General features: G+C 51.6%; 2 protein-coding genes. Both read right to left on the bottom strand.

Annotation, left to right across the window (positions count from 1 at the left end; translation table 11 throughout):
• Nucleotides 1-8 precede the first annotated feature (8 nt).
• Nucleotides 9-410, bottom strand: coding sequence for a transposase (locus AB1L42_RS23810; RefSeq protein ID WP_367062731.1), 402 nt, complete (start codon nucleotides 408-410; stop codon nucleotides 9-11).
• On the bottom strand, nucleotides 410-853 hold the full coding sequence (locus AB1L42_RS23805) for a transposase (RefSeq protein ID WP_367062728.1): 444 nt from the start codon (nucleotides 851-853) through the stop codon (nucleotides 410-412). Before AB1L42_RS23805 ends, AB1L42_RS23810 begins: the two co-directional genes overlap by 1 nt.
• Nucleotides 854-932: the final 79 nt, after the last annotated feature.

The following is a 932-nucleotide window of genomic DNA, read 5'->3' as shown; positions in this document are numbered from 1 at the left end:
AAGCGGTCTCAAAACCGTTTGAGCAGTGTAAATGCACATCCGAGGATAACGAAACCTTCGTAGAGAAAATCATGGCGTTCCCAGCGTGTGACAATCCGGCGGTAGTTGTGCAGCCAGGCGATGGTGCGTTCCACGATCCATCTTCGTCGGTAGCGTCTGAGCTTGCGACCATCTTGCAGCGGGGGACTGACGCGGTCCTTCTTGTGAGGGCAGATCAAGTCAATATCTCTCGCTGCCAGTCGCAGACGAAGCTTGTCGCTGTCGGCCGCCTTGTCGTAAATGACACGCTCGGGTTGTCGATTTTGCAATGCCAGTTTGTCCAGCAGCGGTTCGATCAAAATGACTTCGTTGCGGTTGGCCGATTCTGTGTCGATGCCAATGGGAATTCCATTCGCGTCGACACAGATCATCACTTTTGTCCCCTTCCCACGACGAGTTGGGCCAATACTTTGCCCCCTTTTTTACCTGACGAAAACGTTCCGTCGGCAAATGTCTCGGAAAGATCAATTGGCTGGCGAGAGTCGGTCAGTTCAAGCAAACGTTGCCACACTTTCAGGAGACGACCATCTTTGGTCCATTCGACAAAACGTCGATGGCAGGTGGCTTTGGAGGGATATTCTTTTGGTAAATCTTTCCATCGAGCCCCGGTCACCAGCACCCACAAAACACCTTCCAAACAGTCCCGTGGATGGGCTTTGGGACGGCCTCCTTTGGAAGTGGGTGGCGTCCACCGAAACAAACCCGAGATGAACGCCCATTGTTTATCAGTCAAAGTGACTGTGCGATCCGTCCTGGACGCTGAAGTTAAGGAAGCCCGTTTCCGTTTGGGCCACCAGATCAGCGTCAATTCCATGAGAGAATCTCCTTTCAGAGAATCTCTCATGCAACTCTAAGACCAATCAAACACACACTTTGAAGTTTTGAGACTACTT

Source organism: Thalassoglobus sp. JC818 (genome assembly GCF_040717535.1).
Classification (GTDB): domain Bacteria; phylum Planctomycetota; class Planctomycetia; order Planctomycetales; family Planctomycetaceae; genus Thalassoglobus.
Note: the sequence above shows the minus strand (reverse complement) of the source record. Positions and strands in the feature narration are given on the sequence as shown.